Source organism: Arenibacter sp. ARW7G5Y1 (genome assembly GCF_003201775.1).
In the GTDB taxonomy this organism is placed as follows: Bacteria; Bacteroidota; Bacteroidia; order Flavobacteriales; family Flavobacteriaceae; genus Arenibacter.
The window spans coordinates 106,008-131,925 of record NZ_QJJZ01000001.1; the positions used below are offsets into that span (position 1 = coordinate 106,008).

Consider the following 25,918-nt stretch of genomic DNA (forward strand, 5'->3'; position numbering starts at 1 on the left):
TATAAACCATTTTTTATGAAATCCAATAACCCTTATTTAAAAAGCGTATTCTTTTTGTTTGCCTTGTTATTCTTTTATAGTCAGGGCGCCGTGGCCGGCAATGGCATAATACTGTATACCCCCTATACCCACATTACCGTACCCCCGGGAGAATCCATTGACTATTCCATTGAGGTCAAGAATTATGGAGGTCAATTGAAGGATGTGGAAATTGACGTGGCCGGGCTACCAGACGGTTGGGATTCTACCTTAATGGCCGGGGGTTACTCCATTAAGAGGATAGCAGTGCTGCCCGGAGAGAAAAAAACAGTATCCCTGACCCTAAATGTACCCTTGAAGGTTGAAAAGGGAAAATATAATATTAGGCTCGTCGCCAAGAATTATGATGTGTTGCCCATTGTGGTAAACGTATCGGAAGAGGGAAGTTTTAAGACAGAATTTAGCTCGGACCAGATCAATATGGAAGGGCATTCAAAATCCAACTTCAACTTTTCCACAAAATTAAAGAATCATACAGGTGAAAAGCAGTTGTATTCTTTGTTGGCACTGCCTCCACGGGGTTGGAACGTAGCGTTTAAGCCCAATGGCAGGCAGGCTACAGCGGTGGAGATCGAAGCGGGCAAAACTACCAACATTACTGTTGATGTTCAGCCTTCCCCACAAGTAAAATCCGGATCTTTTAAAATTCCGGTAAAAGCTACCAACAAGTATAGCACAGCGGAATTGGAATTGGAAGTGGTGATTAAAGGATCCTATGATTTGGAGCTCACCACGCCAACAGGACTATTGAGTACCAATATTACCGCGGGAAGGGAAAAGAAATTGGAATTGTTGCTGAGAAATACCGGATCTAGCGAATTGAGAAATGTCAACTTTAGCTCTTCAAAACCTAAAGATTGGGAGATTTCTATTGAACCGGATACGGTTCCCGTTATTGAGGCCGGTGCCAGTACAAAGGTGCAGGCCATTATTAAGTCGGCCGATAAAGCTATTCCAGGCGACTACCTTCCCAAAATTACGGCCAAGACCCCAGAGGCCTCATCTACAGCTTCCATTAGGATCCAGGTAAAGACGCCCTTATTGTGGGGTTGGCTTGGAATCCTTATCATCTTGGGAACCTTAGGGGGAATTTATTATCTGTTTAGAAAATACGGCAGGAGGTAATGGAGGAAAAGAGTATAGAGATAAAGGGATTGACCAAAAAGTACGGTGGGCGTATAGCGGTGGACAATTTAAACCTGACTATAGATAAGGGTGAAATTTTTGGGCTATTGGGACCCAACGGTGCGGGGAAATCAACAACAATTCTTATGATCCTAGGACTGACCGAGGTAGATTCCGGGAGTGTAAAGGTATGTAGAATAGATAGTAGCAGGTATCCGCTTGAAGTGAAGAAAAAGGTAGGGTACTTACCGGAAGATGTTGGTTTTTACAATGATTATTCCGGCTTACAGAACCTTATGTATATTGCTCGCTTAAACGACATCCCGGAAGAAGGAGCCAAGAAGGCTGCCTTGGACATATTGGCAGAGGTGGGCTTGGACGATGTTATGCATAATAAGGTAGCCAGTTATTCCCGTGGAATGCGTCAACGCCTTGGTCTGGCAGATGTACTTATAAAAAATCCGGAAGTTATTATTTTGGACGAGCCAACCCTGGGCTTGGACCCGGAAGGTGTAAAAAAGTTTCTTCAACTTATTGTTCGCCTTAGCAGAAAAAAAGGAATCACGGTTTTGTTCTCTTCCCATCATTTGCATCAAATTCAACAGGTATGTGATCGGGTTGGGATATTCGTTAAAGGTAAAATGTTGGCTGAGGGGAAGATAAGTTCCTTGGCCCAACAGTTGTTTTCCAAAAATGCCTTTACCCTAGAGGGGGTGGTATCCACTGTAGGACAGGAAGACAATTCTACACTGTCATTAAAGGAGTTGGTCCAAAAAATGAACTCGATACCGGAAGTAGTACATGTAGAAATGAAGGATAGTCGCTTTGTAGTGGAATCACATAAGGATGTAAGCGCTGAATTGTCCAGAATGGTGGTGCAGTCGGGATACGGCCTAAATTTTCTGAGCAAAAAGGAATATGGTTTGGACGATATTTATCATCAATATTTTCAAGAAGACAACAACACATGAAAAATAAAGTTTTAAGAACGGAGATATTAAAATTAAAGGAATTAAAACTTCGCGATTGGGCCAGGCAGCTGCATTCCTTTGTCTTTACGGGGGAAGACGCGAAAACTGATAAGGGCACCTTTCCTTGGGCTCCTTTTAAAGCGATGGTGCAAAAGGAAATTTCCGACCATTTTAGGAACTGGCGTTTTATAATTCTGTTTGTCATTATTTCATTGGCTTGTATGGGTACATTATTTGCCACTTTATCCGATGGTATGAAGGCCATTGCTGTTGATAGCTCAGGAAATAACTTTTTTTTCCTGAACTTATTTACAAAGTCAAATGGTACCCTGCCGCCTTTTTTTGGATTTGTGGGATTCCTTGGTCCTTTGTTCGGAATAAGTTTGGGCTTCGATGCCATTAGTTCGGAACAGCACAGGGGAACCTTGAGCAGGGTTATGGCCCAGCCTGTCCCTAGGGATAGTATACTTAATGCTAAATTCCTTGCTGGTATTATTGTGATCAGTGTGATGTTTTTTACATTGAGTTTTCTAGTTTTGGGTGCCGGGCTTATAGCCATAGGAATACCGCCCACTGCGGAAGAATTTATGCGGATAATGGTGTATACCGTTCTAAGTATTGTCTATGTCTCCTTTTGGTTGAACCTTGCCATATTGTTTTCGGTCCGTTTTAAACAATCTGCCACTTCCGCATTATTGGGCATAGCGGTATGGTTGTTTTTTACCATTTTTTATCCTCTGATCGCCAACATAATCATAAAGGCCTATGAACCATCAAAATTTGCTTCTCCCAGAGCTATTTACTTTTATGAAAAATTGAAATTTTATTTGGTACAGCTTATGCCCAATGAGCTTTTTGATGGGATTACCTCCGCCATTTTAGTACCCTCCGTACGTAGTTTGGGACCACTAAGTATGGAGCAGTTGCAAGGGGCCATTCCCAGTTCCCTGCCGTTGGGGCAGAGTATTTTGTTGGTTTGGCCACAGTTTACGGGATTATTGGCGCTTACGCTACTTTGTTTTCTGCTTTCATATGTAGTTTTTATGAGGAGGGAAATACGTTCTAGGGGCTAGGTTCCCTAACCTAGCACTAATACATATGCTTATGATCAATGCTTTCCCTAGGTGTTATTAAAACTATTGTAGAGCCTATAATTTCGTAAAATTTACATTGATATAACTTGGAAGTTGCCATAAGATTTTTTGTATATCGACTAAGCCCGGAAAAATAAATTTTACATGAATCAGATCCTTTGTTATTTAGGCATAGGGGATTGTCTATGCAGTGGCAAAAAACTGCCCATTATAATATTTGAATGCTATAAGCGGTTTCCTTCCGATGTCCATAGTTTTGGGTTGAGGTCATTGACTATTTTTTAACGTTTTTTATTGGCATACCAGTTTTGAACGGATTTTTTGTGATTCGCATTCTGAACCTGTTCTTAAAGAGGGTCTGCTTGGTAAGCAAGCAGTATCTATATATTAGGTTTTTCGGAATGGATTTTGCCCAAAGAAAAATTCCACTTTCGCTTTGTTACTTTAATATGTATATTTAAAAGTAAAATTTCCCATGGTCATCGTTGGCCTGGCTTTCCCGTCGTTGGATGACCAAAGTTTGTCGCTACATCAGCACTATATCCATATGAAGGAGGATTTGGTGTCCGGGAATAATTAATTAATAACAGTCATCCTTTGTCCACATGAAAATGAATAATAAGTTAAGTTCTTTAATAAAATGTCAACTAGTCGCCTTTTGTTTGGTATTGTTCCTTGTAGGGTGTAAAGAAAAACGGGAAAACCCTGTAAAAAAGGTATCCGGGGATATTGCTGTTGAGCAAAAACGGAAATTGTACCAAAGTAGCGAATTTACCAAACCCTCCCTATTTCCGTCGGGAATAGAAGGCCCTGCAGTGGATGCCAATGGAATCTTATATGCCGTTAATTTTGAAAGTACGGGAACCATAGGACAGGTAGATCCCAATGGTAAAGCCTCTCTATTTGTTGAGCTTCCCGAAGGCAGTATTGGGAATGGAATTCGTTTTAACAGCAAGGGCCAAATGTTTATCGCGGATTATACCAAGCACAATATCCTAAAGGTGGACATGGGGACCAAAGAGATTACTGTTTTTGCCCATAATGATGCCATGAACCAGCCCAATGATATTGCAATTATGGACAACGATATACTTTTTGCTAGTGATCCCGACTGGAAAAATTCAAAGGGGCAAATATGGAAAATAGATCCCGATGGAACTGTGACCCTGCTGGAAGGGGATATGGGAACAACCAATGGCATAGAGGTTAGCCCGGACAATAAAATACTTTATGTAAACGAATCCGTTCAGCGTAATGTTTGGGCATATGACCTCTCCCCAAGTGGGGAAATAAGCAATAAACGTCTGCTTATTAAATTTGAAGATTTTGGAATGGACGGCATGCGTACCGATATTAAGGGAAACCTTTATATCACCCGTCATGGTAAGGGTACTGTAGTGATAGTTTCGCCCGATGGTAAAATGCTAAAGGAAATAGATTTAAAGGGAAAAACCCCGTCCAATATAGCCTTTGGAGGTAATGATGGCACTAAGGCCTTTGTAACGCTGCAGGACAACGGTAATTTTGAAACCTTTGAAACGGAACATCCTGGAAGGGAATTTGTAATGAAATAGTAGTTGTATCTATCCAACCCCAAGAATATGGTACCTATGTATTGTTGTGTTCTAAGTAGTACTTGGCAATTGTAAAACCAAACAGCCCATAAAACAATATTACGGGAGAATATTTCAAGATGGAGAATATTTCATATATTCATAATGTGAACAATAGCAGGTTCAAAGACAGGGATTTATAGGTTTTAGGGTGTTAAGGCCCAATCAATTTTTTCACATAATACAATTAAACATAATTCAATGGGTATGGAAAACAAAACAACAAGAAGGGCATCATTTAAGAAACTTGGAATGGGGTTGGCGGCCGTGTTTGGTATAGGTGCCGCTGCCAAGGCAATGGACGGTGGGTCAAAACCCAAAAAAGAAGTTGTAGGAGACATTGTCATGGACCAGGATATTCCATTATTTTCAGGGGGTGTGAAACATGGGAATACCCTTTATATTGCAGGAAAGGGGGCTCATGTGGAACCTTACGAGATCAAGGCACATACCGAAATTGTTTTGCAAGAGCTGGAGAAGGAGTTGAAAAGGCATGGTTCCTCTATGGAAAAGGTGCTCAAGGTAAATGTTTATTTGGCCGATTTGGCGGATTACAAAGGTATGAACGAAGTGTTCAGGGGCCGTTTTGGTCCTAACCCTCCCGTAAGGACTACTGTAGCTACTTATGGGGGTGTTCCTGGGAATTCGCTGGTGGAAATGGACTGTATAGCCGCTTTGGACTAGATAACCGATCAACATCTTATAAACCCTTTTGCACAATGAAGTTTAATATAATCGTACTATTTCTTTTCTCAATTTTATCCACTTTCAATGTATTGGGACAGACGATTCCCAAGGAGGAACTTATTTTTTTAACTTCCGAATGGAAAGGGGAAAGGTTTGATAATGGGCGACCAAAAGTTCCGGACGATCTGTTGGAACGTGCAAAAAAAATTGGCATCGATGATGCTTGGACGGTCCTTGAAAATGAAGGATATAAGAATCAATTTGAAGGCAATTGGAAAATGGTACATCAGGACGTTCCTGTTGTGGGGAGGGCTCTTACGGCATTGTTTATGCCCAGTCGGCCTGATGTGGAGAGCAACATCAAAGCAAGGGGCATAAATTCGCAGGGCAGGAAGGGCAATACCAATTCTTGGCCCATTGAGGTGCTCACTACGGGGGACGTATATGTGGCGGATAGTTTCGGCAAGATCGATGCCGGCACCCTCATGGGAGCCACCCTGGCCACTTCTATTTACAGTAAATCCGGGAACGGGGTAGTTTTTAATGGCAGTGCAAGGGATCTGGAAAGTATAAGCAAGATAAAAGGATTTAATGCCTTTGTAAGGGATTTTCACCCGTCCTTTCTGGAGGAAGAAGTACTAATGGGGCTCAACACCCCAATACGGATAGGCCAAGTAATGGTGTTACCCGGAGATCTTGTACTTGCCAAACGGGAAGGGGTGCTTTTTATTCCTCCACATTTGGCCGAAAAAGTAGTGGGCACTGCAGAGTTTGTAGCGCTTAAGGATCAGTTTGGTTTTGAAATGGTAAAGACCAAGAAATATTCTACGGGAGAAATAGACAGTCAGTGGACCGAACCGTTAAAAAAGGAATTTATGGTTTGGTTGGACATGCATCCGGAACTGATAAAGATGTCCAAAGAGACTTTGGATACGCTTTTAAGCAAAAGAACATGGTAGTTGAACAACAGGAACTAATGAAAATTAAGGATCAAAAAGATGATTTCAAAATAAAAAGCAGATGGGTCAGTGTTTTGTTAGTCCTGTTCATATTGATAGGGTGTAAGCAAAATACAGATCATAGCCAGTCTGAAACTTCCACAAATACTACCCTGGTAGCGCAAGATCCACCTACAATCGATGAAGTTCAAGAGGTAGTGGCAGCTTTCAATAATGTTATGGTAAATCCCACCGCGGAACTCATGGAAACTCTTTGTGCAGAGGAACTTACCTATGGACATTCGAGCGGACATGTTCAGGACAAAGACGAGTTTATAGATGATTTGGTGAACGGCCCCTTCAATTTTTTGTCTTTGGAAGCTGATGACCAAACGATCCATATTTCAGGGAATACAGCAATTGTTAGACACATTTTTTTGGCCAAGGGCACTAATGCCGGGGAAGCAGTGGACGTACGTATCGGGAATATGCAGGTATACCAAAAAGGGAAGGACGGCAAGCTCAGACTTTTGGCCAGACAGGCCTATAAATTGCCCAACTAAAACCAAAATAACCTAAACCAAACTATTTTGAAAAAATTGAATGTTTACTCCATTGGTCTTGGCGTGGCCGCCATATTGCTGTTGGTAATTATGGGCATGATCTTTACCAAGAATATTGAACAGGCCGGACTTCTGATAATGGTCTTTTTTGCCCTTTTGGCTTTTGGATTCAGTGGCTATAAGTCCCTAAACAGTTATGTTTTTACAGCCTCCATATTTGCGGGGGTAGCCTTGGCGCTATATTACCCCCAGTACTTTTTACAGATTGGCGATTTTAAACTTACCGCATTGATCATTCCCTTGATACAACTGATAATGTTCGGCATGGGAACTTCCATGAAACTTGGCGATTTCGCGGAAGTTATCAAGTCGCCCAAAGGGGTTGTGGTCGGGGTCACGGCACAGTTGGGCATAATGCCCATCATGGGCTTTGTTCTGGCTAAGTATAGCAATTTTCCGCCAGAGATTGCGGCAGGAATTGTGCTGATAGGATGTTCTCCGAGCGGGGTGGCATCCAATGTTATGGCTTATTTGGCGAAGGCCAATCTGGCACTTTCCATTACCATTACTTCCATCTCCACGATCCTTGCACCCTTTGTAACACCAATCCTTATGAAGTTTTTGGCTGGGGAATTTATAGAGATTGATGTATTGGATATGATGTGGAGTATTGTAAAGATGATTATTTTACCCCTGGGCGTTGGTCTGCTCTTTAACCGTTTGAGAGGAGATAGGGCAAAATGGATGGACAAGGCGTTGCCGGTAATTTCTATGTTGGGCATTGGTCTAATAATTGTTGTTATAACGGCAGCCGGAAGGGATAGTCTATTGGATATTGGAGGAATACTTATGTTGTTGGTACTTGTCCATAACTTATTTGGGTACATGCTGGGCTATTGGTATGCCCGTTTATTGCGATTAAATGAACAGGATGCCCGTACCATTGCCTTGGAGGTCGGGATGCAGAACGGTGGCCTCGCCTCGGGGATAGCCAATTCATTGGGCAAGATAGCCACTATGGGTCTGGCACCGGCCGTTTTTGGACCTTTGATGAACATAACGGGTTCTATTCTCGCTTCTTATTGGCATAAAAGACCTCCAAAAGACGGTAATTAATGCATATTAAAAGTTAAATTTGACCAAACCGAAATACCAAAACATTAATATGTTGATTATAAGTAGATTAAAGATGGCCCTGCTTCTACTGGTCGTTGCAAGTTGTGGAAAAAAGGAATACAAGGATAAAATTTATGAAAAACCGGAAATTGTAAGGGAAGCGCCGTCGGATTTTCTTTCACCCGAAGAAAGTCTTAAAAAGTTTTATTTGCCCGAAGGATACAAAATAGAATTGGTTGCAAGTGAACCCATGGTCAACGAGCCGGTTGCCATAGCATGGGACGGCAATGGCAAGATGTATGTAGCGCAAATGGAGACCTATATGCAAAATGTGGATGCAGTAGGGGAAGACGAACCTCTTAGTCAGATTAAACTCTTGGTAGATTTGGATGGGGATGGAAAAATGGACAAGAGTACCGTGTTTATTGATAGCCTTCTACTTCCTAGGATGATTCTGCCCTTGGATGACCGACTTATTGTGAATGAAACCTATTCCTACGACCTATGGAGTTATAGGGATACCGATAACGATGGTGTGGCCGATGAAAAGATTAGGATTTATGAAAATCCGAAAAGGAGGGGTGGTAACCTGGAGCACCAACAGAGTGGTCTAATTTGGAACTTGGATAATTGGGTATATACCACCTACAATCCTTTACGGTTTAGGTTTAATAAGGACGGAATACAAGTAGATTCCCTGATAGATGGTTCCAGCGGACAATGGGGACTAACCCAGGACGATTTAGGCAATATGTATTATTCATCTGCCGGAGGGGAAACCGCGGCCTATGGTTTTCAAGTTCCTGCAATATATGGGGAAGTAGATCTGGAAGGACAGATCTCGGAAGGTTTTATGGAACCCTGGCCTATAGTTGGCACCCCTGATGTGCAGGGAGGTGCGGAATTAAGATTAAAGGCAGATGGTACCCTGAATAAATTTACCGGGGTAGCCGGACAAGAGATATTTAGGGGCGATAAATTGCCCCCATCCACCTATGGGGACCTTTTTATTCCGGAACCTGTGGGCCGATTGATACGTAGGGCGAAAATAAAAAATGAGAACGGAAAAAAAGTGCTGTACAATGCCTATGATCAAGCTGAGTTTTTAGCGTCCACGGATTTGAACTTTAGACCTGTGCAGGCAAAAACAGGACCAGATGGAAGTCTTTATATCGTGGATATGTACCGGGGTATAATCCAGGAGGGTAATTGGACCAGGGAAGGAAGTCATTTAAGACCGGTTATTCTCCGTAAAGATTTGGACAAGAATATTGGTAGAGGTAGGATATATCGTATAGTCCATGAAGAGATTAAACCGGGAGGAAAACCCAACCTTTTGGATAAGTCGGCCAAGGAACTCGTGGATTATTTGGGACACCCCAACGGTTGGTACAGGAATACGGCCCAAAAACTGATCATCTTAAAAGGGGATATGGGAATTGTTCCTAAACTCAAGGAAATTGCCATCGACAATGAGTCCTTTTGGACAGATAACTTTGGGGAAAAGGATTATGCCCGTGAAAGAGTTCATGCCCTTTGGACCTTGGAGGGTCTAGGCGTTGTGGATAAATCACTACTTCAAGAAAAGCTAAATGATGAAGATCCCAGGGTTCGTATTACAGCCATAAGGTTAAGTGAGGAATTTTTAAAGAAGGAAGATCAGGATATCATACAGGCCTTGGTGAAATTGCAAAACGATACTGATATTAATGTGGTAAATCAATTGGTACTGAGTCTACGTTATTCCAAAAGTGAAGAAAGCTCGGACCTTTTAGCCTCCATCTCGGAACAATATGGGGACAATGATCTGGTAGCAGCTTCCGTTGAACTGGGCTTAAAGGCAAAGGATTCAGATTTGCAACAATTAAAGCATAGGCTGGCCAATAAAAGCAATGGTCATAAATGGAGGGCTTTGGACGGTTATGATATTTACAAACAGACGTGTGTTACCTGTCATGGCCCAGATTTAAAAGGGGTTCCCAATGGAGAAAATTCCTTGATAGCACCTTCATTAATTGGTTCCCCACGGGTTATGGGCGATAAGGAAGTGCTTGTGAAAATCCTACTAAATGGACTTACCGGACCAATAGACGGAAAGGAGTATGGTATTATGTTGCCCATGGGCTCCAATGATGATGAATGGATTGGTCATGTGGCTACTTACATCCGATCCATGAACGATACTACCATGGTCCATGAAAATGAGGTTAGGGATATCCGAGCTAAAAACCCGGATAGGAAAAGCTACTGGACTTTAAAGGAATTATTGAAATAGTATATAAAGGGATAACAGGATAATTACAGTTGTATACGTTGTCCCTTTAAATTACTTTCCTCCAATTTTTCAATAACGATCATGTTTTTTACGGCATCCTCCAGGGGTGTAGGTACAGGGGTATTATTCTTTATGGCCATGGCAAAAAGATCTGCCTGTATGGTATATTGATTACAGATATCAAATTCTAAGGTTTGGCACTCATCGTCTATAGTGACCCATATTTTTGCATGTCTATCTATAGGTGGGTTGAAGGGCAATTCAAATTTTATGTTTCCTTTGGTCCCAAAAATTTGTGCCTGTTGATTGTCCGCTAATTGTGTTGAGCTGAAGAACACCGAAGTTCCGGTTTCAAACTCCAATATTCCTGAGGCCAAAATATCCACTTTAAAATCTGGGTGATATTCTATGACAGCGGAAATACTTTTAGGTTCCGAATTGAATAAAAACCGGGAGAGGGAAATAGGATAGCAGCCTATATCCATTAAACTTCCACCACCAAAATCTTTTTTATTTACAATACTGTTGGAATCATCTTCATAAAATGAGAAGGAAGATTGAATGGTTTTGATATCTCCAATTACTTTCTGGTCTACCAATTCCTTGGCCTTGATCCATTGAGGGTGATGCCTGTACATAAAGGCTTCCATCACTTTTAAATGGGGATATTTTTGGGAGGCCATCAACAACTTTTCGGCTTCCTTACTGGATAGTCCTACCGGTTTTTCAACCAAAACATGTTTGTCCGCTTCCAAGGCCTTTATGGCCCATGCTACGTGAAGATGGTTGGGAAGCGGTATATAGACAGCTTCTACTTCCTTATCGGCCAGTAATTCCTCGTAGGAACCATAAAATTTCGGAATATTAAATTGCTGGGATATATTCTTTGCCTTGTCCAAATTTCTTGAGGCAATAGCGTTAACATTACCATGTAGGCAGTTGAGCATAGCTGGAATTACATGTTCCGTAGCAATATGGGCAGTGCCCAAAATACCCCAATTTAGTTTTTTATCCATGGTTATATTTAAATGACTTTTGAACCTTCGAACTGGTCTAAAAATTGTTTTACCCTTTCCCGTTCCGTATTTTCAAATTTTCGCAAAGGTAATGCCATATGGTCCTCACAAATTTCCATTACGGATAAGGCACATTTGATACCCTTTGTTATTCTGGAGGCATTTTTACCAACGCAATAAATTGTATTGTTTACAAAAGCAACCTTGCTACGCAATATTTTAATATCTTCTATATTATTTGCCACCGAGGCGTTGTAAAGATCGACAAATAATTCTGGCAAGAAATTTGCTCCACCGGCAACTGCCCCATGTCCACCATACAACATGGTCTCTGGTAAAAACATTTCGGTTCCCACAATAATGGAGAATTCCGGAGACTCTTTAAACGCTTCAATTAGCGAATACAAATAGGACATATCCCCTGAACTGTCCTTTATGCCTATGGCGCCTAATTCCTTGGCTTTTATTACGGTCTCCAGGGAAAGGTGTAGTTTGGTACAGCTGGGCATATTGTACATCATTACCGGTAAGGGCAATTGTGGAATTAAGCGCTCCAAATAGTCTGTCATTTCCTCTTGGGAAATTGGAAGATAATATGGAGGGGCAACCACTACGGCATCTGCACCGGCTTCTTTGGAATGGGCTGCCATGTCCAATGAACCGTTAAAGGAGGTATCGGTTATCCCGACTAGTACGGGAACCCTTCCATTTATAAACTTACAAGCTTTTGTAATAAGCTCCTTTCGCAATGCATAGCTAAGACTTGGGGCTTCCCCATTGGTGCCTAAAAGGAAAATTCCGTGTACGCCACCTATAATGAGATGTTCAATCAGTTTTTCCAATCCTTTTTCATCCAGACCACCGTCTGCGGTTAGAGGGGTGACCATTGGGGGGATAATCCCCTTTAATTCTAATGCCATATATTTTCTTTAGTTAGGGCAAAGTAAATTTAAAAGGCAAGGGCGTACCACAACTATATTATTTAAAATAGATAATATATTGACCATTGCAACCTCAGATTCCATTGGACCTCTCCTCCTTTAATTCGTTTTCAAGCTGTAGTATCCTGTCTATGTGTCTGTCTGCCAATTTTTGATGCAAGGCATCAAAGGGCATAATAGGCCTACGGACCTTGGGGGTGTTATAAATTCCTTGGCGATACAATAATCGCTTAAAAAAATGTATGGAGATGTCTAAATGTTGATTGGAAAACGCCAATACGGGTACTATTTTCTCGAACAGGGCTTCTGCCTCAACCATCCTCCCTTCTTCAAATAGTCGATATATGGTGGTGTAAATAAAATGCATCCCTGTTGGCATAAAGGCGTGTATGCCCCTTTGCAGCCCTTCCATCATTTGGGTAACGGCCCAACCTCCACTGAGGTTCAATTTGCCTTGGGTCAGCTTTAAAATACGTGAATATTTTGGGCCGGCCGGAACGGTTTCGATTTTTAAACATTTGAATGCAGCCACTTTTTCAAATAAATCAACTATAAGTTCATCCGATAGACCATAACCAGTAGCATCCCAATCCTGTAACATGATCATTTCCGGATCAAGTGCGGCCAGTTCCATAAAGTGATTGCGAAATTGGCTATCGTTGGCAAAGGGGATTTGAAACAATGTGTTCTTACAACCAATATCCAAATAGGCCTTTAGGAGCTCTTTACTTTTGGATAGGTCCTGTTCCCCTGCACCACCTATAACAGGAACCTTATCGCCTACGGTTTCCAAGACTAAACTTAGCATTCTAAGTCGCTCCGTTTGCGATAGTTTATAAACTTCCGCAGCCATAGCGGGTACCAAAATACCAGCAACCCCAGCCTCTACCGCCTGCAACACATTATTTTTTAATGCTATTGGGTCTATGGTGTCCAATGCTGTAAAAGGAGTGTTAAGTACGGTAACAATTCCTTTTAGGGGGTAAAGTTCTTTTTCGGCCAACATATTATTGTTGTTTAATAAGCCAAACATCGGTTACCCTGGATTGCTTTCTCCAGTTCAGGTGTTCTTCATCGGGTTTGTCAAAGCTAATCTTTAGATTGCCGTCCTTGATCAAATTTTTAGGTAGGGGAAATTCTTTAAATTCTTCAAAATCTTTTTCGTATTTGGTAGGTTTTAACCTTTTACCGTTTGCTCTTAAAAGTGCTTCGCCATAACCGGAAACTCGGAGAAGGTAATTGGAGTCCGTATCCAGTTCATGGTACTCCAAGGTGGGGGTAAATTGGAATAGTTGGGTAGAGAGTCGCTTTCTGCTTAAACCATCATTTTCCCACAGAAAGTCTATGGCATCATCGGTTTTGGAGGTTACATGTTGTGCATCGGCACTGGAAATATTGTCGTAAAAGCTTCCTGCACCTGGTGTTTCGTAATTTCTGATAAATTCCAGCCGTTCCAATTTTTGTTTTTCAGACTTGTAAGCGCCAATTTTTTTAAATTCGTCGACCAACCACCATCTATTGTTCAGGGGGTAATCTATAAAATCCAATATTGCACCTCTTTCCGCACTCCTTGCCTGATATTTTTCTACGCTGGTCTGTGCGCCAATGGATTGAAATAGCTTCTCGCCATATTCAAAAACCTTTTCCTTCAGGTCTTGGGAAACCAATTCGGTATCTGCCTTATTAATGTGTTGAAGCGCAGCGTTCATCGCCTTATCCGCCCCAATGGTATTGGCCTTGGCCAAAATTTCATAAGCTTCTTCTTCCAAGCCTTTTTCGTAGGCAAGACGGTCTTGAATATAGGCGTCATAATAGGCGCGCATTATTAATTGTTGCCATCTCCAATTATTTGCCAGATCGGGGTTGTTTTCTTCCAAGCCTTTCCACAATGCCAAAGTTTCTTTTATTCCATTGTTTTCCAAAATGGGTCCATCCCAATTCTCTTCTAGGGCGAATATGCCTTTGGCCGCTTTATCCGCCACCTCTGGCCCAAAGAAAAACTGCGTGTATTCATGGATTATAGTTTTGGGGTCTTTCTTGGAATCCCAACCCAATTGGCTCCAAAGAACTTTGTTTACATCATCATGGGAACCATCGGAATAGGTAATAAAGCCATCCGTATATGGGGTATCCCTATTGAAAAGTTGGGTGTACATGAGGGGCTGTGGATTGATAGGCTCCCTTCCCAGGGTCAATGCATATGCCTGATCCCAATTCTCCACGGGATAATGACATCTAACGGTGTGGGTTATATCGGGATAAAATCGGTGCAAATATTTTTTCGGTAACATTTCCCGTTCCAAATCTATAGGTGGACTGCTGGGACCATAGACAATGCCTTTTAGCCAATCGGGACTGTCGGTTTCCAGGTAATCAAAGAAGTATTCCACTTTTTCCTTGTTAAAACCTTGTAAGGAAACCCATATTCCTGCATTGGGGTGGTATTGGTGCAATATCTTGGACAGGTCATTTAGATAGGGTATAAGCTGGGCAGGATGGTTTTCACCGGGGTCGCCCCCCGGAACGAATACACCATCCAATCTAGGACATTTTGCGTAAAATGCCTCTTGCTCCTCAAGTCCATCCTCATGGGCATTTTTAATGCTCAGGTCATGCGGTGCTGGGGTCCAGACCCAATACTCGGCATCGTATTTTTCACATATCTTGCTTAGTTCCACTTCCATGATTTGCGGATCTACCTTAAAGTGGGGACTTGAACTGGCTTCCTGAAATGGAATGTTTTCAAAACTATTTGCCCCAAAAAGAACCTGTTCCCTAAAATGTTGATCAAACTGTTCTACGGTCCAAGCGTCCCAGGAGTTGGCGGTATTCCGATACCCAAATTGATGTCCGCGAAGGGGGTATTCCGGTGCTTCTGAAAAATCAATATTGGGGCTCAATGTTATTCGGTTTTTACCCATTTTAGCGGTTCTCAGTAGTTTGCCAAGGCCATAAAGAATACCCCGTTCATCTGCCCCAATGACCCAAAGCGTATTCTTATCGCCATTATATTGGTGGAAAATGCGATATCCTTCCTTTTTTAATTCTGGGGTATTTTCATTATCCCGGGCCGGAACTTTTGTTCCGAACAATTCGTTTTCATTAGCCAAGGCCAAGGCAATGGTCGTCTTGGAATTCCAATTATTGTTTGATCCGAGTCTTAGATCGGTTCTTTTATTGATTTCCTCCACTAGAATGTTAACGGCCGTTTCCTGGATAGGCGCTTTAATCTTGGCCGATATTACAATGTTTGCCTGGGAAAGGTCCAAGGTTTTTTGTTGTTCCTTTTCACAAGACAGTATACACGAAATACTAAGAAATACCAGCCAAAATTTTAATTGTCTTTTCATTATGTTGGACATTTTTATTAATATTTTTTTATGAGCACTATGTTCTAATCTATGTCCTTTACACATCGGATTCCAACAGGGTAAACGTGTATTTTTTCCGGCAACACATAATATCGTTGTGAGGTACGGATAAAGGAGTGGTTGTTAAAATTGGATCCGCCCCGCATTACTTTATAGGTTTCGCCATATTGTTCCATTGGAACGGTATTGCCAGGGTAGGGTTTATACCAGTCCGATGTCCATTCCCATACACTCCCGGCCATATCATAACAACCATAAGGACTTGCTGGTTTGGCAATGGAAGTACCGCGGGTTTTTTTCTGGTCCCAGACTACATAGGTGTTGTCATAGGTATTTCCCCAGGGGAAAACACGGCCATCTATACCCCTTGCCGCTTTTTCCCATTCTTTCTCGCTGGGCAAACGTTTACCGGCCCATTGAGCATAAGCATTGGCCTTTGACCAGGTGACAATTACGGCATTGTTCTTTTTTTCAGGAGGGAACTTAAAAGTTGGGTCATATTTGGCAAATTCGGCATTACTAACTTCGTATTTATCTATAAAGAATGCTTTGGTGCTCGCAATTTGTTGAGGTTTCTCATCCGGATCGCCATAGGTACTTCCCATGATAAACTCTCCAGCGGGAACATAAACCATTCCTTCGGGAGGAGTTGGCGTTTCTTGCCCTACCAGATAAAGTATAGGTACTAAGAAAGTTAGGAGTGTTAAACAAGATTTCATACGTTTCCTATTATTTGTGATTACCATTTTTCATCAATTATACCGTAATACCTGCCAAACCAATAATTACGGATCATGGCAGCTGCGGTGCGTTCTTCCTCCGAACGTACCATTTTAAAACTACCATCTTTTTGTGGAATTTTAAATTCTTTTGTGTTCCGGTCAAATCCCCACATATCCTTTATGCCCTGCTTTTTCTCTTCGGTAAAAACATCCTCCCCTGTAAGTACTTTATAGACCATTAAAAACCAGATGTTGCTTTCCCAAGTAAATTCCAAATCCTTCCAATCGTACCAATGTCGGTTTAAATTCATTCGGTATTTATTGAGTAGATTGGGATCGGTCTCTAAACGCATAATCATATAGAGGGAACGGGCTGCGTGGTAGTCGTCCCCTACATTTCGCCATTCTTCAGGGAATAATATTTTGGAATTAATTTGGTGGTCGTCATAATGGTAGCGATCTATAAGCATGTGGTAAGCGGCATTGTAGCGTTCCTTTCCGGTAATATGATAGGTTACCTTAAGGGCAGCCAACATTTCCAAGGAGTTGAGTTCTTGGTGCGGAAGATTGGGACAAAAGTTGCCCCACAAGGTCATTTTTCCGTCTAGATCCGTAAGTTTAAAATTGTTGTCCACTACCCGTCCTATAAATCGGTCCAGCAATCCTGCCGCTTTCTTTTTGTACACGTCATCGGCACATAGTTCCCAGAAAGTTCCCACACCATAGAAAATCGAAGTGAATTTATCGGCACTTAAATCGCCCAACCATCTATAACCTGGCAGGGAGGTTGACTGGTGCCATTCGTGATACCACATAACTTCTTCGTGCCAAAGGGGTTCGTTGGTCCTATTGAAACTACGCGCAACCAATCCTTCTACACCTGTTACTTTTTCGAGTTTTAATACGGCTTCGAATATGTCATTGGCTATTTTCCGGTCTTTAGGGTCTTTTGTAATGGCATATTTATGTGAATATGCGGCCAACATTTCGGAGGTGGGATCAAGACAATCGGCTTGGGAACCCACAATGGGACGATCCAGTCCGGCCGGAGGAAAGATGACATGTTGCATTATGGCCCCTTCGTTCCAATGATTGCCCAGCATTAATTTATCAAACATTTCAACCTTTTTATAAAGGGGGTCCGTTCTTTTGGGGAACTCATTCACTTTTTGGGCGAATATGCTATGGGTTCCAAAAAGGATGCAAACCGTAACCAAGGGCAATAAAGGATATTTAAACATGACTATTTCCTATTTGTGGGCATTTGAAGTTTTGGTCGAAATGATTTTATCTTTAATTCCAGATTACATTCTATATTAGGTTGTTCTATAACATGGATTATTAAGCGCGTTTATTCTTCCTTCATTTCATTAATGAAATAATATTAACTCATTTTAATCAATAAAACCAATTAAATATTAGTTTGGGGCAATATATAATGTACAATAAGTAATATATATTATATGGTCATTGTAAAGTGTACGTCTTATTGAGCTAGAATTAGGTGACAAAAGCAATTTCGACTCCTATATGGAGTTTACATTTTATATCCTATTGTTGGTTACAGGGGCTTATTTGCTATACTCTGGAATCCTATCTATTCTATTGGGAAGTGTAAATTTTTTTATGTGATAAAGACGGAGTGTAACAAAAGTTGCTGTGGACAATATATGTCCGTACTATCTTTACAGTATAAATGTTTTGGTTGGTTGTTTAAGGAAACGGTCATTGTAAAAGGTGGCGGTTTCCTTTTTTAAACAACTGTGGTATAACTCATTAAAGGAAAAAATATGTCTATTTTTGGTACACTTTTCGGAACAAGCAAAGAGAAATCGGATAAAATTGAAATATTGGATCAGGCTGAATTTTCAGCGGCCATAGCGGGTAAAAAAGTACAACTTATAGATGTTCGTACGCCCAATGAATATGGTAGCGGACACATTAAGAATGCCGTAAATGTTGATCTATTCAATGCCACAGGCTTTGAAAAGTACTGTAAAAAAATGTCCAAGGACGAACCTGTTTATCTGTATTGCCGTTCGGGTGCCAGGAGTCAGAGAGCTGCACATAAGTTGGTAGGCATGGGTTTTGAAAAAATATATGACCTGAAGGGTGGATATATGAGATGGAGGTAATATCCACTTTGCCTATATAATTAGAAAAAATTGGTTAAATTGAATATATGAAATTGTCACTCAGTGTTCAAAATATAAAATGTGGCGGTTGTGCTAAAACGATAACCACCAAATTGTCGCAATTGGACGATATTTCAGAGGTTATGGTGGATGTTAATTCCGGCACTGTATCTTTTGAATCCAACAACGTTATGGCTACCCAAGAACTAAGGGATGTACTTAAGGCTTTGGGCTATCCCTCTGTTGGTGTCAAAAATGGCTTGGGAGATAAGGCCAAATCCTTACTTAGTTGTGCCTCCGGAAGGATGATGAAGGAATAAATCCAAAAATATTAGCTTTATGAAGTATCTATCTTTCTTTACAATCCTTTTAATGACCCTGGTAAGCTGTAAGGAGGCTAAAAAAACGGAAAACAAACTTTTAGAAAGCAAGGTAGCGAGCTCATCGGCCGACCAGGAAAAGATACATCCAGGTAAAAAGATTATTGAAACAGAGTGCTATTTATGCCACAATCCTAAAGCATCCGAAGTCAGCATGATTGCGCCTCCCATGGTGGCCATTAAGAAGCACTATATTGATTCAACAACGACCAAGGAACAGTTTATAGAAGCTATTGTGGGCTGGATTAATGATCCACAGGAGGAAAAATCCAAAATGCCCGGTGCACTAAATCGATTTGGGATAATGCCCTATCAACCCTATCCTGAAGAAACCATTAGCCTGATTGCTGAATACATGTATGACTATGAAATTGCACAACCTGAATGGTTCGATGACCATTTTCAGAGGGAGCATGGTAGAAGAATGGGCAAAGGCAAAGGTATGGGAAATGGAATGGGCCCAGGTTCCAAACATGGGTTACAAACGGACTATGGCGATATAGGACTTGGTTATGCCCTGGCCACAAAAGCTGCGCTGGGAAAAAATCTAATGAAGGCCATACAGGAAAAAGGTACGGAGGGGGCGGTAGCATTTTGTAACCTTAGGGCCATAGAATTAACAGATAGTATTTCTGTTATGAACAATGCCCAGATAAAAAGGGTTTCCGATAAACCTAGAAATCCACTTAACAAGGCCAACAAAGAGGAGCTGGGGTATATCGCTACTTTTAAAGAGCAGGTTGCCGCTGGTATCGAAGTAGATCCGGTAGTAGTTCCTGGAAACGAAGAAGTAACGGTCTATTATCCCATAACTACCAATACCATGTGTCTCCAATGCCATGGAAAACCCAACGAACAGGTGAAGCCTGCTACTATGGCCACTTTAAGAAAATTATACCCGGAAGATATGGCCGTTGGCTATAATGTAAATGAGGTCCGCGGAATATGGAGTGTGGTTTTTGACAAAAATAAGTAGACCTATTCGGTTCTGAAGTTCTATAGGTTGTAAGTCCCTATTCCTGGAAAAGGAAATTTACCAATAGTGATATCGGGCAGAGAAATCTTTAGGAATATATGCAATTTGATGCCCAAAAATCTTTTTAAAATAGATTTCATAAATGTATGAATTTGAGCTAAACAACTAAAATTTGGAGGCCCTGTCCTTGTGGGGTCAAAAAAATTTGTACATTTGTTAACCATTTGGTTAAACTATTTAGTTAATGAAAGATCAAAGTACAGAAGAAAATATATTAAAGGCCGCTATTAGCATCTTCCAAAAGAAAGGTATGGCAGGTGCGCGTATGCAGGAAATTGCGGATGAGGCAAAAATTAACAAGGCCATGCTGCACTACTATTACAAGAGCAAGCAAAAATTGTTCGAGGCGGTTTTTAGGCAGGCCTTTGAAAAGTTTGCTCCCCATATCAATCAGGTCTTCAATTCCGATAAAACTGTTTTTGAAAAAATCAGGGATTTTACGGATAGCTATATCTCCTTCGTATTGGAAAATCCATACCTACCCAACTTTCTTATCCAGGAAATAAACAATAACCCGGAGTTTACCAACTTATTTTTTGGCTCCGAGATAGCCCCCAACCCTATACTCTTTGAAAAGCAGATAGCGGAGGAAGTTGAAAAGGGAATAATAAAGCCTATAGATCCCAAACAATTGTTGTTAAACCTTTTTTCCTTGACCGCCTTTTCATTTGTAGGGACAGGCCTGGTCCGTGGAATATTGAACTTGGATGAAGAAAAATTCAAGTCCATGATGCAGGAACGTAAGATTTTGATTCCAGAGCTTTTAATTAATTCTATTAAAAAATGAAACATTCATACTCAATTTTAAACGAACGGGGAAAATGACTATTTGAATGTTGCATGTGACCACTGAAAATTAATAAACAAAAACACATGAAAAGACTTTTTTTAATATATATATTCACTATACCTCTTGTTGTTGAGGCCCAGCAGACCCTTAGGTTGGAGGAGTGTTTTGAACTTGTTGCCGAGAGCTATCCGTTGGCCAAACAATCTGGCTTATTGGAAAAGCAGGTACAACTGGATATTGACGCCCTTAGAACGGGGTTTTTGCCCAAACTTGATTTAAATGCCCAGGCCACATACCAGTCCGACGTAACAAGTTTGCCGATACAGCTTCCGAATGTATCGGTGGAACCTCCCAATAAGGACCAATATCGCGCCACTTTGGATGTAAACCAAATGATTTACAATGGGGGTTTGATCAATGCCTCCTCCAAGGTTAAGGTGGCTGCCTCTAAAGTAAACCAACAACAGTTGGAGGTGAGTCTGTACGGTTTAAAAAGCCAGGTGAATTCTATCTACCTTTCGGTCTTATTGCTTCAGGAAAACCAGGCTTTACTCCAAGCCAAAGAAGAGCAATTAAAAGCTCGAATAGCCGATGTGAGAGCCGGTGTAAAGTACGGCACCTTGTTGACGTCTTCAGAAAAGACACTTGAAGCAGAACTCCTTAAATTAAAACAACAATACATAGAGTTGAGCTATAATAAATCGGATTTGTTACAACGGCTGTCCTTGCTAATTGGCAGGGAATTATCTTCCGCTGTGAACCTTTTACGTCCGGAGGTTTTTATGTCGGAGGATAAACCTAAACGACCCGAGATTCAGCTTTTCGACCTTCAAAAGGAACAGATCGATTACTCCTTAAAACTGATTTCAAAATCAAACCTTCCAAAGGTAAATGCCTTTGCACAAGGAGGTTATGGAAATCCTGGGTTAAATATGTTGGATAATTCTTTTAATACTTTCTATATGGCAGGTCTAAAACTCAATATGAACATTTTTGATTGGAACAAGACCAAGACCGAGAAACAATCCCTTGAAATAAACAAGGAAATAATAGATACCCAAAAAGAGACCTTTGAATTGAACAACAATTTGGAATTGGTAACACTCAAGTCCGAAATTGATAAGATCGATGCTCTGATTTCCACGGATAATGAGATTATAGCGTTACGAGAAGATATTTTGAAAACGGCGGAATCACAATTGAACAACGGTGTAATTACGGCATCGGCCTATATTATCGAATTCACGAATTTATATGAGGCAAAAAGCAATCTAAACCTACATGAAACTCAATTGCTATTGCACCAAATTCAATATGAAATTACTAAAGGAAGCTATTACAATAACTGATATATAACAATACCTGAATAAAATGAAACATCCATATTTAATATTGACAAGCCTTCTCATAAGCCTTTTGGGTTCATGCTCCGGCAACGGGGACAAGGCAGATGGTTACGGTAATTTTGAAGCTACGGAAATAACTATTTCCGCCGAGGCCAATGGAAAAATTTTGTTCCTGGATGCGGAGGAAGGCACTGTGCTGGGCCAAAATAAGGTTGTTGGGGTTATAGACACCGTTCAGCTCTCCCTAAAGCGCGACCAATTGTTGGCTTTCAAAAACACTATTTTTTCAAAATCCAGAAACGTGCTATCACAACGCGAAGTTCTTAAGGAGCAATTAAAAGTGGCCCAAAATGATAAATCTAGGATAGAGAACCTATTGCAGGCAAAAGCCGCAACTACCAAACAATTGGATGATATCAATGGACAGATGAACATTATAAAAGAGCAGATCAAAAGTGTGGAGACTCAAAATTCGCCCATTATTAATGAGGTAAAAAGTATTGAAATACAAATACGTCAAATTGAGGATCAGATCTATAAAAGCATCATTCAAAACCCTGTAAAGGGCACGGTCCTGGTAAAATATGCCGAACCTAATGAAATTACTGCCTTTGGAAAGCCCTTATATAAAATTGCCAATCTGGAAGATATGATCTTAAGGGTGTATATCAGTGAAAACCAGTTGGCAAACCTACATATTGGGCAGGAGGTAAGCGTAAAAATCGATGCAGGAGAGGAGATGAAATCATACCCCGGTGAGATTAGCTGGATTTCGGAATCAGCAGAATTTACCCCCAAGATCATACAGACCAAGGAAGAGCGTGTAAACCTAGTGTATGCGGTAAAGGTCAAGGTTAAAAATGACGGTAGTCTGAAAATAGGGATGCCTGCGGAAATGTGGATTTCCAGTACGGAACAATAAAATAAGCAAGCTAAAACAAGGCCTAAACAATTTTTGAATATCGCAAGATACAATGGGGATCATACTAAACAATATCAGTAAATCTTACGCCAATGTACCAGCTTTGGACGATATTTCCTTTGAGGTTGCACCTGGGGAACTGTTTGGTTTGATCGGTCCGGATGGTGCCGGAAAGACCACCCTCTTTCGAATCTTGACCACCTTACTGATCCAAGATAGGGGAAATGCTGCCGTTGCCGGGTATGATGTGCTAAAACAGTACAAGGATATTAGAAATCATGTGGGCTATATGCCGGGTAGGTTTTCTTTGTATCAAGATCTTACTGTTGAGGAAAATCTTACTTTTTTCGCTACTATTTTTGGAACTACTATAGAGGAGAATTATGATTTGATCAAGGACATTTATATCCAAATAGAACCTTTTAAAGACCGTAGGGCAGGAAAATTATCGGGCGGCATGAAACAAAAACTGGCCCTTTGCTGCGCTTTGATCCATAAACCCAAGGTGTTGTTCTTGGATGAACCTACCACAGGGGTAGATCCCGTTTCCCGTAAAGAGTTTTGGGAGATGTTAAAACGCCTACAGCAAAAAAACATCACTATTTTGGTATCTACGCCCTATATGGACGAAGCCGAACTTTGTGATAGGATTGCTCTGATTACCAATGGAAAAATACTGCAGATCAACACACCCGAGGCAATTATTGCTTCGTTCCCAAAGAAAATTTATAAGGTACGTAGTTCCAACACCTATCAATTAATACAAGACTTAAGAATTTATCCAGACACCCATAGCGCCTATCCCTTTGGAGAATACCTACATTTTACGCCTAAGTCCGAAGCTTTTGGGCCAATGGATCTAAGCAAGTATTTGGAGGAAAGACATCATAAGGGGATTGAGGTTAAAGAGACCGTTGCAACTATTGAGGATACTTTTATGGATCTATCAAAAGCACAAGAATAGATGGCAAAAGATAATATGATACAGGTTGAGAACTTGACCAAAATGTTTGGGGATTTCACCGCAGTCAATAACATCTCTTTTGAGGTGGGAAAAGGAGAGGTTTTTGGGTTTTTGGGAGCCAATGGTGCAGGAAAGACAACGGCTATGAAAATGTTGATCGGTATTTCCAAACCTACACATGGTGCCGCCACCGTGGCCGGATATAACGTGCTTACAGAGGCCGAACTGGTAAAAAGGAATATTGGGTATATGAGCCAACGTTTCTCCCTGTACAATGATTTGACCATCAAGGAAAATATAGTCTTCTTTGGCGGTATTTATGGCTTGTCATCTAAGGATATCAAAGAAAAATCCCAGACTATGATAAATGAATTGGGATTGCACGATATGACCAACTCCCTAGTAGGTTCCCTCCCCTTGGGATGGAAGCAAAAAGTAGCCTTTTCAGTTGCCCTGCTCCACAATCCAAAAATTGTTTTTCTGGATGAACCCACGGGCGGAGTCGATCCCATTACCAGGCGCCAATTTTGGGAAATGATCTATAGGGAGGCCAATAGGGGGGTGACCATCTTTGTAACTACCCATTATATGGACGAGGCCGAATATTGTGATCGGGTATCCATTATGGTGGCGGGGAAAATTGAAGCTTTGGACACACCAAAGAATCTTAAAAGTCAATTTCGAGTGGATTCCATGAACCAGGTATTCCTAAAATTGGCGAGGAACATAGAATAATAAGGGTGAAATGAACAGATTTATAGGATTCATCAAAAAGGAATTTTACCATATTTTAAGGGACAGGCGTTCCCTGTTTATCTTGTTCGGCATGCCCATAGTGCAGGTGATGCTTTTTGGTTTTGCCATAACCAACGAGATCAATAATGTGGATATCGCCATTTTGGATCATTCCAAAGATGTAAATACCAAAGAGATCATAAATAAAATAGCGACTTCAAAATATTTTAGCATTAAGGGGTTTATAGACCATGAAGATGAGATTGAATCTACCTTTAAAAAAGGAAAGATAAAAGCGGTACTCAATTTTGAAAAGGATTTTAGCAAGAACCTGGTCACCCAAAAAAAAGCTACCGTTCAAATTGTTACCGATGCTACGGACCCCAATACGGCGAATACCATTAGCAATTATGTAGGGTCTATTTTAAAGAATTACCAACAGGAATTAAATCAAGGTCTAAATCTTCCTTACCAAATAGTGCCACAAACAAGAATGGTGTTTAATCCAGAACTAAAAAGTGTATATATGTTTGTGCCGGGGGTTATGACTATAATATTAATGTTGGTATCGGCCATGATGACCTCAATATCCATTACCAAGGAGAAAGAATTGGGAACTATGGAGATTTTGTTGGTGTCTCCATTAAACCCAATTCAAGTTATTGTGGGAAAGGTGGTTCCCTATATTTTGCTTTCCATCATAAACGCTGCAGTTATTATTCTTTTGAGCATTTTTGTTTTTAAAATGCCAGTGCAGGGCAGTCTGTTTTTATTGGGGGCGGAGAGTACCTTATTTATAGTAAATGCCCTGTCGCTCGGGATTTTGATTTCCACAATATCCTCCACACAACAAACGGCCATGATGATTTCTTTAATGGGTCTCATGCTGCCGGTAATATTATTGTCGGGATTTATTTTTCCTATCTCCAGTATGCCCTTGCCTTTGCAATTGATCAGTAATATAATTCCTGCCAAATGGTTTATAATGATTTTAAAAGGAATTATGCTTAAAGGAGTGGGGCTGGCCTATGTCTGGAAAGAAACCTTAATATTGATTGGGATGACCATATTTTTTATTGTCTTGAGCGTAAAAAAATATAAAATAAGATTGGAGTGAAAGAAATTTGGCCGGTAGTTAA

General features: G+C 40.9%; 24 protein-coding genes. 18 read left to right on the top strand and 6 right to left on the bottom strand.

All coding sequences use genetic code 11. From position 1 onward, the window contains the following. The first annotated feature begins 15 nt into the window (after positions 1-15). From C7972_RS00405 to C7972_RS00445, 9 genes are all read left to right on the top strand, one after another. Positions 16-1,164 (top strand): NEW3 domain-containing protein, encoded by a 1,149-nt coding sequence (locus C7972_RS00405; RefSeq protein WP_110354241.1) that lies wholly within the window; start codon positions 16-18, stop codon positions 1,162-1,164. Next, the gene (locus tag C7972_RS00410) at positions 1,164-2,135 is read left to right on the top strand and encodes an ABC transporter ATP-binding protein (RefSeq protein ID WP_110354242.1); all 972 of its coding nucleotides are present in this window, start codon (positions 1,164-1,166) and stop codon (positions 2,133-2,135) included. The genes C7972_RS00405 and C7972_RS00410 overlap by 1 nt, the downstream gene beginning before the upstream one ends. Beyond that, positions 2,132-3,208, top strand: a complete 1,077-nt coding sequence (locus tag C7972_RS00415; RefSeq protein ID WP_110354243.1) for an ABC transporter permease — start codon at positions 2,132-2,134, stop codon at positions 3,206-3,208. The genes C7972_RS00410 and C7972_RS00415 overlap by 4 nt, the downstream gene beginning before the upstream one ends. A gap of 632 nt (positions 3,209-3,840) precedes the next feature. Continuing rightward, positions 3,841-4,803 carry an SMP-30/gluconolactonase/LRE family protein gene (locus tag C7972_RS00420; RefSeq protein ID WP_110354763.1) on the top strand — a complete coding sequence of 321 codons (963 nt, stop codon included), beginning with the start codon at positions 3,841-3,843 and terminating at the stop codon, positions 4,801-4,803. Between the two features lie 246 nt (positions 4,804-5,049). After that, the gene (locus C7972_RS00425) at positions 5,050-5,526 is read left to right on the top strand and encodes a RidA family protein (RefSeq protein WP_110354764.1); all 477 of its coding nucleotides are present in this window, start codon (positions 5,050-5,052) and stop codon (positions 5,524-5,526) included. Between the two features lie 35 nt (positions 5,527-5,561). Next, positions 5,562-6,488 carry an RraA family protein gene (locus C7972_RS00430; protein ID WP_110354244.1) on the top strand — a complete coding sequence of 309 codons (927 nt, stop codon included), beginning with the start codon at positions 5,562-5,564 and terminating at the stop codon, positions 6,486-6,488. A gap of 17 nt (positions 6,489-6,505) precedes the next feature. Then, positions 6,506-7,030, top strand: a complete 525-nt coding sequence (locus tag C7972_RS00435) for a nuclear transport factor 2 family protein (RefSeq protein WP_181422786.1) — start codon at positions 6,506-6,508, stop codon at positions 7,028-7,030. Positions 7,031-7,057: 27 nt separating this feature from the next. Continuing rightward, on the top strand, positions 7,058-8,146 hold the full coding sequence (locus C7972_RS00440) for a bile acid:sodium symporter family protein (RefSeq protein ID WP_258364741.1): 1,089 nt from the start codon (positions 7,058-7,060) through the stop codon (positions 8,144-8,146). Between the two features lie 49 nt (positions 8,147-8,195). Beyond that, positions 8,196-10,421: a c-type cytochrome gene (locus C7972_RS00445; protein WP_110354247.1), complete on the top strand. Its 2,226-nt coding sequence runs from the start codon at positions 8,196-8,198 to the stop codon at positions 10,419-10,421. 23 nt (positions 10,422-10,444) lie between these two features. Here C7972_RS00445 and C7972_RS00450 read toward each other — a convergent pair whose 3' ends face one another. From C7972_RS00450 to C7972_RS00475, 6 genes are all read right to left on the bottom strand, one after another. After that, positions 10,445-11,437: a Gfo/Idh/MocA family protein gene (locus C7972_RS00450; RefSeq protein ID WP_110354248.1), complete on the bottom strand. Its 993-nt coding sequence runs from the start codon at positions 11,435-11,437 to the stop codon at positions 10,445-10,447. An 8-nt stretch (positions 11,438-11,445) separates the two neighbouring features. Next, positions 11,446-12,357, bottom strand: a complete 912-nt coding sequence (locus tag C7972_RS00455) for a dihydrodipicolinate synthase family protein (RefSeq protein ID WP_110354249.1) — start codon at positions 12,355-12,357, stop codon at positions 11,446-11,448. Positions 12,358-12,451: 94 nt separating this feature from the next. Continuing rightward, the gene (locus tag C7972_RS00460; RefSeq protein WP_181422787.1) at positions 12,452-13,384 is read right to left on the bottom strand and encodes a dihydrodipicolinate synthase family protein; all 933 of its coding nucleotides are present in this window, start codon (positions 13,382-13,384) and stop codon (positions 12,452-12,454) included. Between the two features lies 1 nt (position 13,385). Then, entirely contained in the window at positions 13,386-15,728 is a 2,343-nt protein-coding gene (locus C7972_RS00465; protein WP_110354765.1) for an alpha-glucuronidase family glycosyl hydrolase, read from the bottom strand. A 44-nt stretch (positions 15,729-15,772) separates the two neighbouring features. Next, positions 15,773-16,468 carry an SUMF1/EgtB/PvdO family nonheme iron enzyme gene (locus C7972_RS00470; protein WP_181422788.1) on the bottom strand — a complete coding sequence of 232 codons (696 nt, stop codon included), beginning with the start codon at positions 16,466-16,468 and terminating at the stop codon, positions 15,773-15,775. Positions 16,469-16,488: 20 nt separating this feature from the next. Beyond that, on the bottom strand, positions 16,489-17,712 hold the full coding sequence (locus tag C7972_RS00475; RefSeq protein ID WP_110354252.1) for a hypothetical protein: 1,224 nt from the start codon (positions 17,710-17,712) through the stop codon (positions 16,489-16,491). A 549-nt stretch (positions 17,713-18,261) separates the two neighbouring features. On the opposite strand from C7972_RS00475, the gene C7972_RS00480 reads away from it, so the two are divergent. The 9 genes from C7972_RS00480 to C7972_RS00525 all read left to right on the top strand — a co-directional run bounded on the left by C7972_RS00480 (position 18,262) and on the right by C7972_RS00525 (position 25,896). After that, complete coding sequence (locus C7972_RS00480) at positions 18,262-18,606, top strand: rhodanese-like domain-containing protein (RefSeq protein WP_110354253.1); 345 nt, start codon at positions 18,262-18,264, stop codon at positions 18,604-18,606. 47 nt (positions 18,607-18,653) lie between these two features. Then, entirely contained in the window at positions 18,654-18,926 is a 273-nt protein-coding gene (locus tag C7972_RS00485; protein ID WP_110354254.1) for a heavy-metal-associated domain-containing protein, read from the top strand. A 19-nt stretch (positions 18,927-18,945) separates the two neighbouring features. Then, positions 18,946-19,962 (top strand): DUF3365 domain-containing protein, encoded by a 1,017-nt coding sequence (locus C7972_RS00490; protein ID WP_110354255.1) that lies wholly within the window; start codon positions 18,946-18,948, stop codon positions 19,960-19,962. Positions 19,963-20,206: 244 nt separating this feature from the next. After that, a complete protein-coding gene (locus C7972_RS00500; RefSeq protein WP_110354257.1) occupies positions 20,207-20,809 on the top strand; it encodes a TetR/AcrR family transcriptional regulator in 603 nt (200 codons plus the stop codon). Between the two features lie 86 nt (positions 20,810-20,895). Continuing rightward, positions 20,896-22,161: a TolC family protein gene (locus tag C7972_RS00505; protein WP_110354258.1), complete on the top strand. Its 1,266-nt coding sequence runs from the start codon at positions 20,896-20,898 to the stop codon at positions 22,159-22,161. A 22-nt stretch (positions 22,162-22,183) separates the two neighbouring features. Next, positions 22,184-23,080 carry an HlyD family secretion protein gene (locus C7972_RS00510; RefSeq protein ID WP_110354259.1) on the top strand — a complete coding sequence of 299 codons (897 nt, stop codon included), beginning with the start codon at positions 22,184-22,186 and terminating at the stop codon, positions 23,078-23,080. A 52-nt stretch (positions 23,081-23,132) separates the two neighbouring features. Then, positions 23,133-24,044: an ABC transporter ATP-binding protein gene (locus C7972_RS00515; protein WP_110354260.1), complete on the top strand. Its 912-nt coding sequence runs from the start codon at positions 23,133-23,135 to the stop codon at positions 24,042-24,044. Beyond that, positions 24,045-24,779, top strand: a complete 735-nt coding sequence (locus C7972_RS00520) for an ABC transporter ATP-binding protein (RefSeq protein ID WP_110354261.1) — start codon at positions 24,045-24,047, stop codon at positions 24,777-24,779. A 10-nt stretch (positions 24,780-24,789) separates the two neighbouring features. Beyond that, complete coding sequence (locus C7972_RS00525; protein WP_110354262.1) at positions 24,790-25,896, top strand: ABC transporter permease; 1,107 nt, start codon at positions 24,790-24,792, stop codon at positions 25,894-25,896. Positions 25,897-25,918: the final 22 nt, after the last annotated feature.